Genomic DNA, 6,662 nt, shown 5'->3' on the forward strand with positions numbered 1-6,662 from the left:
CCCGGCGACCGAGACGCCGCCCGCCGCCGCACTGGCCCCGGCCGCGCCGCCGATCAGCGCGCTCAGCGCCGGCGGCGTGCCCGCAGTGTCCCCAGTGCGTCCGCGCAAGCGGCGCAAAGTGCTGCTGGCGGAAGACAATCCCGTCAACGTTGAAGTCGCCAGCGCGATGCTGGAGGGGCTGGGCCTGGAAGTGCGCCGTGCCGGCAACGGCGAGGAGGCGCTGCACTCGGTGCTGGCCGACGATTTCGACCTGATTCTGATGGACTGCCAGATGCCTGTCATGGACGGCTTCGCCGCCACCAGCGAAATCCGCCGCCACGAGCTGCAACGCGGCCGCGCCCGCAGCCTGCCGATCATCGCCATCACCGCCAACGCCCTGCAGGGTGACCGTGAATCGTGTCTGGCGGCCGGCATGGACGACTACCTGAGCAAGCCGTTCACCCAGCAGGCGCTGGGGCAGACGCTGTCCCGCTGGATCAGCCTGCCGCGCGCAGCGGTGGCGACAGCGGAAGTCCCGACCGAGGCGCCGCCGCCGGACGACGACATCATCCACCGCCAGGCGCTGGACAACATCCGCGCGCTCAGCCCCGCCAACGGTGAGGCGCTACTCGAACGGGTGCTGCAAGCCTTCCTGCGCGACACGCCGGCCCAGCTGCGCGGCATCGAGCAGGCCATCGCCGGCGACGACGCCGAGCAGATACGCAAGACCGCGCACAGCCTCAAGTCCAGCAGCGCCAACGTCGGCGCGCTCGCGCTGGCGCAGCGCTGCAAGGAGCTGGAGCAGTTGGGACGCAACCACACCACCGCCGGCGCCGCCGCCTTGCTGGCCGATATGGAACGCTCTTTCCAGGCCACGCGGCAGGCATTGGGAACCTTGCTGGAAAAGGAACTCTGATCATGGCCACTTCCCCCAAGCGCGGCCTGGTGCTGGTCGCCGACGACGATCCCACGATGCGCTTGCTGATGCTGGAAATGCTGGCCCAGGTCGGCCTCGACGCCATCGAGGCCGAGGACGGCCTGCAGGCCATGGCCTGCTACCACAGTGTGGCACCGGACCTGGTGCTGCTGGACGTCGACATGCCCGGCATGGACGGCTTTGCCGTGTGCCGCGAAATCCGCCGCCTGGAGTCGCCGGCGGCCGTGCCCATCATCATGGTCACCGGCGGCGACGAACTGGAGTCGGTGACCCGCGCCTACGAGGCCGGCGCCACCGATTTCATCTCCAAGCCGATCAACTGGCCGATCCTCGGCCACCGGGTGCTGTACGTGCTGCGCGCCAGCGACGCCATCAGCCGCCTGCGCATCGCCGACGCCCAGCACCGGGCGGTGCTGGCGGCGATACCGGACACCTTCTTCCGCATGAACAAGGACGGCTACTACCTCGATTACGAACAGGGCCACGAGGCGAGCAACGTGTTCGCCAGCGAGATGTGCGTCGGCCGCCACCTGAGCCAGGTGCTGCCGCCGGACATCGCCGGTCCCATGCTGACGCAGGTGCGCGACGTGCTGGCGACACAGCACATCGGCTCGCTGGACTATGAACTACCGCTGCCGCTGCCCGGCCCGGCGCCACGGGTACGCCAGGGCGAGCATTCGGCGCCGCCACCGGTACGCCATTTCGAGGCGCGGCTGGTGGCCACCGGCCCGAACGAAGTGCTCGGCCTGGTGCGCGATATCAGCGAGCGCAAGCGCAGCGAGGAGCAGATCCGCCGCCTGGCCTACTGCGACTCGCTGACCGGCATCCCCAACCGCCAGGCCTTCCTCGAAACGCTGGAGGCCGAGCTGGCGCGCTCGCGCAAGGCCAACAAGAAATTCGCCGTGCTGTTCATGGACCTGGACGCCTTCAAGCGGGTTAACGACACGCTCGGCCATGACGTCGGCGACCAGCTGCTGCAAGCCGTCTCCGAGCGCCTGCGTGACACCACCCGGCCGGGCGACCTGGTTTCGCGCGCCGAGTCCGCCGCCAACCTGGCGCGGCTGGGCGGCGACGAGTTCACCATCCTGATTCCGGACCTGGAGCGGGTCGAGGACGCGCTCAACGTCGCCCACCGCGTCAAGGAAGCGATGCGCCGGCCGTTCGTGCTGGGAACGCATGAAATCTTCGTCACCGCCAGCATCGGCATCTCGCTGTACCCGGAGGACGGCGAGGACTGCAACTCGCTGCTGAAGTTCGCCGACACCGCCATGTACCACGCCAAGAACTGCGGCAAGAACAACGCCAAGCTGTACAGCTCGTCACTGACGATGCAGATCATGAGCCACGTCCAGTTGGAGGTCGGTCTGCGCAAGGCGCTGCGGAACGACGAGCTGTATCTGCTGTACCAGCCGCAGATCGATGTCGCCAGCGGCCAGATCACCGGCGTCGAAGCGCTGGTGCGCTGGCGCCATCCCGAGCGCGGCCTGATCTCGCCGACCGAGTTCATTCCGCTGGCCGAAGAGGCCGGCCTGATCGTGCCGATCGGCGAGTGGGTGCTGCGCACCGCCTGCCAACAGGCGGTGGCATGGCAGACGCCGGGCAAGGCGCCGGTGCGGATGGCGGTCAACCTGTCCGCCAAGCAGTTCAAGGATGAGAACCTGACCCAGATCGTGCTGTCCGCGCTGCACGACAGCGGCCTGCCGCCCGAGCTGCTGGAACTGGAGCTGACCGAGGGCACGCTGATGGACGACGCCCGCGCCACCATGGTCACGCTGGAGCAGTTGCGCAGCATCGGCGTGTATCTATCGATCGACGACTTCGGCACCGGCTACTCGTCGATGAACTACCTCAAGCGCTTCGAGGTGCGCGCGCTGAAGATCGACAAGAGCTTCATCAACGGCCTGCCGGCGGACTCCGAGAACGCCGCCATCACCCGCGCCATCATCGCCATGGCGCACGGCCTGAAGATGGCGGTGGTGGCCGAAGGCGTGGAAACCGGCGCCCAGCTGCTGCTGCTGGAACAATACGGCTGCGACATGGTCCAGGGCTACCACCTCGGCCATCCCTCCCCGCCCGACACCATCCACCGCATGCTCGCCGACCAGGCCGCGCTGGCGATGACATGATCAACATCACCAAGCGCGGCTGGCAGCACATCCTCAGATACCATACCAATACACAATCGCCGACCCACGCAAACAAGAGTAAATTTAACACCAGCGAAGACTTGGTCCAATTAATCAATCAAGCAACTCAGCATCCCCCCAATAAGATGATGAGAAAACACTTGGTGCGCATTTTTGACGTCGGGCATGGTGGGCATAGACCGGCGCAGCCAAAAACAAACCGCCGTTGTCACCGTCGTTACCCGGCTTAACGGCGATCTGCTCAATATGTTTCCTGGCTTGCCATAAGGAGAGATCATGGCACTCGATTTCGCAGTTCTATCCGAGGATGAAAAGTCCGCCGACATCGTTGCGCTGGAATGGGAGCAACATGACATTCTCATCGGCATCGCTGAGCATCCTTGCAATCAAGCGTCAACAGAGAATTTCTGCAGTGCCGGATTAGCCACGGGTCGCCTCTGCTCGTCATTCACAGCACGCCGTCCCGCTTCATGGCGGCGATGGCGTCGGCGCTGTAGCCGAGCGATCGCAGCACTTCGTCGTTGTGCTGGCCGAGCGTCGGGCCGAGCCATTTGGTGTGGCCCGGCGTGGCCGACAGTTTCGGCGAGATGGCTGGCAGCTTGACCGGCGAGCCATCGGCGAACTGATGCTGCTCGAACATCTCGCGCGCCAAAAACTGCGGATCGGTCATCATGTCGCGCACCGAGTAGATTTTACCGGCCGGGACGTCGGCCGCCTGCAGCACCGCCAGCGCGCCGTCGATGGTCTGCGTATCGCACCAGGCCTGGATGGCGTCGTCGATCTGCCGCGTGTGCCTGACGCGGCCGTCGTTGTGCTCCAGCTCGGGGTTGCCGGCCAGGTCGATGCGGCCCATCGCCAGCATCAGCCGCTTGAAGATGGCGTCGCCATTGCCGGCGATGACGATGTTCTCGCCCTCCTTGGTGGTGTAGGTATTCGACGGCACGATGCCCGGCAGCGCGCCGCCGGTACGCTCGCGCACCACGCCCGCGTGGTCGAACTCCGGCACCAGCGATTCCATCAGGTTGAACACCGATTCGTACAAGGCCACGTCCACCATCTGGCCCGCGCCTTGGTGCTTGCCGCCGGTGGCGTCGCGGTGCCGCAGCGCCATCATGGCGCCGATCACGCCGTGCAGCGCCGCCACCGAGTCGCCGATCGACACGCCCACCCGCACCGGCGGCCGGTCGGCGTGGCCGGACACATAGCGCAGGCCGCCCATTGATTCGCCGATGGCGCCAAAGCCCGGCAGATCCTTCATCGGCCCGGTCTGGCCGAAACCGGACAGGCGCACCATGATGGTCGATGGATCGAGCGCCTTCAACTGTTCGTAGCCGAGCTCCCACTTTTCCAGCACGCCGGGACGGTAGTTCTCGATGATGATGTCCGCCTCCAGTGCCAGCTTGCGCGCGATCTCGCGGCCTTGCGCGTGCTTCATGTTCAGCGTCAGCGATTTTTTATTGCGCGACTGCACCGACCACCACAGCGACGTGCCATCCTTCAGCACCCGCCATTTGCGGATCGGATCGCCGCCGTCGGGCGACTCGATCTTGATCACTTCCGCGCCGAACTCCGCCAGCATACGCGCACAAAAAGGGCCCGCGATCAGCGTGCCCAGTTCCAGTACCTTGATGCCAGCCAGCGGGCCGGCGTTGTTCGTCGCAGTCATGTTGTCCTTCGATCCAGCATGGCGCGGGCGATGGTCCCCGCGTCCACATATTCAAGCTCGCCGCCGACCGGCACGCCGCGCGCCAGCCGGCTCACGCGCAGGCCGCGCGCCTTCAGCATCTCGCTGAGGTAGTGCGCGGTAGCCTCGCCTTCGTTGGTGAAATTGGTGGCCAGCACCACCTCGGTGACCAGCCCGTCGGCGGCGCGCGCCACCAGCTTGTCAAAATGGATGTCTTTCGGACCGATGCCGTCCAGCGGCGACAGCCGGCCCATCAGCACGAAGTACAGGCCCTTGTAGGTCAGCGTCTGCTCGATCATCAGCTGATCGGCGGGCGTCTCGACCACGCACAGCAGGCGGCGATCGCGCTGCTCGTCGCCGCACATGTCGCAGACGTCTTCTTCGGTGAAGGTATTGCACAGCGCGCAGTGGTGCACGGCGTTGACCGCCTGATGCAGCGCGCGCGACAGCATGTCCGCGCCTTCGCGGTCATGCTGCAGCAGGTGGAACGCCATGCGCTGCGCCGACTTCGGCCCGACGCCGGGCAGCCGGCGCAAGGCCTCGGTCAGGAATTCCAGCGACTTGGACATGCGTCCTTAGAAAGGCATCTTGAAGCCGGCCGGCAGATTCATGCCGGAGGTCAGGCCGCCCATTTTTTCGGCGGCGGTGGCCTCGGCCTTGCGCACGGCGTCGTTGAAGGCGGCGGCCACCAGGTCTTCCAGCATGTCCTTGTCATCGGCCAGCAGCGACGGGTCGATCGACACGCGCTTGACGTCGTTCTTGCAGGTCATGACGACCTTGACCAGGCCGGCGCCCGATTGGCCTTCAACCTCGATCAGGGCCAGCGATTCCTGGGCCTTTTTCATATTGTCCTGCATTGCCTGGGCTTGTTTCATCAGGCCGGCCAGTTGGTTCTTCATCATGGTGAAATTCTCCGTAGGGATAGGTTAAAGAAGTGATCAGGCGGCCGCTGGCGCGCCGGTTTGCGGCGGCACGATGGAGCTTGGGACCACCCAGGCGTCCAGTTCACGGATCAGGCTGTTCACGAAAGGATCGTTGGCGACGGTTTCCTCGGCCGCGCGCTGGCAGGCAGCGCGGTAGGCTTGCGCCTCGGCGCTGGCGGTGTACCAGACGGGGCCCAGTTCACTGTCAACGCGCACCGGACGGCCGAAGCGCTCGCTCAGCGCGGCGGTCAGCTTGTCGATGTTGCCAGGGGTGCGCCAGGTTTCGATCGGCACGCGCAGCGTGAACACGGCGGCGTTGCCTTCGATGCCGCAGCGGACCAGCTCGGCTTGCATGGCCAACTGCTGGGCGGTGCCGCGCAACGGCAGCGCGGCGGCGACGGCCGGCCAGTTGCCGTCCCAGTGCAGCTCGGTCACCGGGGTGATGACGTATTCGTAAGGAGCCTTGGCCGGCGCCGGCGCGGCGCGGACCGGCATGACGATCGCTTGCGGGTCATCCGCCTGGCCAGCGCCCTGCGGCGCCGACGGCGCTGGCGCGTAAGGATGCGACGAGGACGCGGCGACCGCGCTGTCGTCGGAGAATTCGGTGACCCACGGCGGCAGGTCGTCTTCCTCGGCGGCAGGCTGCCGGGCTTGCGGAGCCGATGCGGCCTGCTGTGGCGCGGCTTGGCGCACCGGCGCTTCCAGCACGGCGGTATCGCCGCCCGTGGCCGCGGCGGGCGGCATGTCTTCCCATGGCGCCGGGCGGGCGGCCATCTGCGGCGCCGGGGCCGGCGTCATCGCGGTGGCGTCAGGCGGCGTGTACGCGGCCTTGGGCGCAGTCGGCGCGGCGGCCGGCGGTGGTGCGGCTGGCGTGGACGCCATTGGAGCCGGTGCTGCGGGAGCGCTTGGCGCGGCGGTCGCTGGCGCCGGGGCGGCCGGCGCCGACGAGCGCGTACCCGGACGCGATGCGGCGCGCGCGGCTTCCAGCGCGG

The 6,662-nt window shown here is 66.9% G+C and carries 8 protein-coding genes; 3 read left to right on the forward strand and 5 right to left on the reverse strand.

The genetic code is table 11. The annotated features are described in order from the left end of the window. The 3 genes from GTP44_RS26575 to GTP44_RS26585 form a co-directional block, all read left to right on the forward strand. Nucleotides 1-895 (forward strand): response regulator (locus tag GTP44_RS26575; protein WP_161021773.1); only part of this gene is annotated, 895 nt, incomplete at its 5' end. A 2-nt stretch (nt 896-897) separates the two neighbouring features. After that, complete coding sequence (locus GTP44_RS26580) at nt 898-3,042, forward strand: putative bifunctional diguanylate cyclase/phosphodiesterase (RefSeq protein WP_161021774.1); 2,145 nt, start codon at nt 898-900, stop codon at nt 3,040-3,042. Next, nucleotides 3,039-3,293, forward strand: a complete 255-nt coding sequence (locus GTP44_RS26585) for a hypothetical protein (RefSeq protein WP_161021775.1) — start codon at nt 3,039-3,041, stop codon at nt 3,291-3,293. The genes GTP44_RS26580 and GTP44_RS26585 overlap by 4 nt, the downstream gene beginning before the upstream one ends. A gap of 218 nt (nt 3,294-3,511) precedes the next feature. Here the strand turns inward: GTP44_RS26585 and GTP44_RS26590 are convergent, their stop codons facing one another. The 5 genes from GTP44_RS26590 to GTP44_RS27740 all read right to left on the reverse strand — a co-directional run. Further along, on the reverse strand, nt 3,512-4,729 hold the full coding sequence (locus GTP44_RS26590; RefSeq protein WP_161021776.1) for a CaiB/BaiF CoA transferase family protein: 1,218 nt from the start codon (nt 4,727-4,729) through the stop codon (nt 3,512-3,514). Then, nucleotides 4,726-5,316, reverse strand: coding sequence for a recombination mediator RecR (recR, locus tag GTP44_RS26595; protein ID WP_161021777.1), 591 nt, complete (start codon nt 5,314-5,316; stop codon nt 4,726-4,728). Before recR ends, GTP44_RS26590 begins: the two co-directional genes overlap by 4 nt. Before the next feature lie 6 nt (nt 5,317-5,322). Next, on the reverse strand, nt 5,323-5,649 hold the full coding sequence (locus GTP44_RS26600) for a YbaB/EbfC family nucleoid-associated protein (RefSeq protein ID WP_110849834.1): 327 nt from the start codon (nt 5,647-5,649) through the stop codon (nt 5,323-5,325). A 36-nt stretch (nt 5,650-5,685) separates the two neighbouring features. Beyond that, on the reverse strand, nt 5,686-6,552 hold the full coding sequence (locus GTP44_RS26605) for a hypothetical protein (RefSeq protein WP_229257104.1): 867 nt from the start codon (nt 6,550-6,552) through the stop codon (nt 5,686-5,688). Then, nucleotides 6,479-6,662: hypothetical protein (locus GTP44_RS27740; RefSeq protein ID WP_229257105.1), on the reverse strand; the 184-nt coding region annotated here is incomplete at its 5' end. The genes GTP44_RS27740 and GTP44_RS26605, both read right to left, overlap by 74 nt.

The sequence above is a fragment of the Duganella lactea genome, assembly GCF_009857505.1.
GTDB lineage: Bacteria > Pseudomonadota > Gammaproteobacteria > Burkholderiales > Burkholderiaceae_D > Rugamonas > Rugamonas lactea.

What these genes read in the sequence shown, in the direction of transcription:
- GTP44_RS26580 (WP_161021774.1), top strand. Translation starts at nt 898, where the DNA reads ATGGCCACTTCCCCCAAGCGCGGCCTGGTGCTGGTCGCCGACGACGAT.
- GTP44_RS26585 (WP_161021775.1), top strand. Translation starts at nt 3,039, where the DNA reads ATGATCAACATCACCAAGCGCGGCTGGCAGCACATCCTCAGATACCAT.
- GTP44_RS26590 (WP_161021776.1), bottom strand. Translation starts at nt 4,729, where the DNA reads ATGACTGCGACGAACAACGCCGGCCCGCTGGCTGGCATCAAGGTACTG.
- recR (WP_161021777.1), bottom strand. Translation starts at nt 5,316, where the DNA reads ATGTCCAAGTCGCTGGAATTCCTGACCGAGGCCTTGCGCCGGCTGCCC.
- GTP44_RS26600 (WP_110849834.1), bottom strand. Translation starts at nt 5,649, where the DNA reads ATGATGAAGAACCAACTGGCCGGCCTGATGAAACAAGCCCAGGCAATG.
- GTP44_RS26605 (WP_229257104.1), bottom strand. Translation starts at nt 6,552, where the DNA reads ATGGCGTCCACGCCAGCCGCACCACCGCCGGCCGCCGCGCCGACTGCG.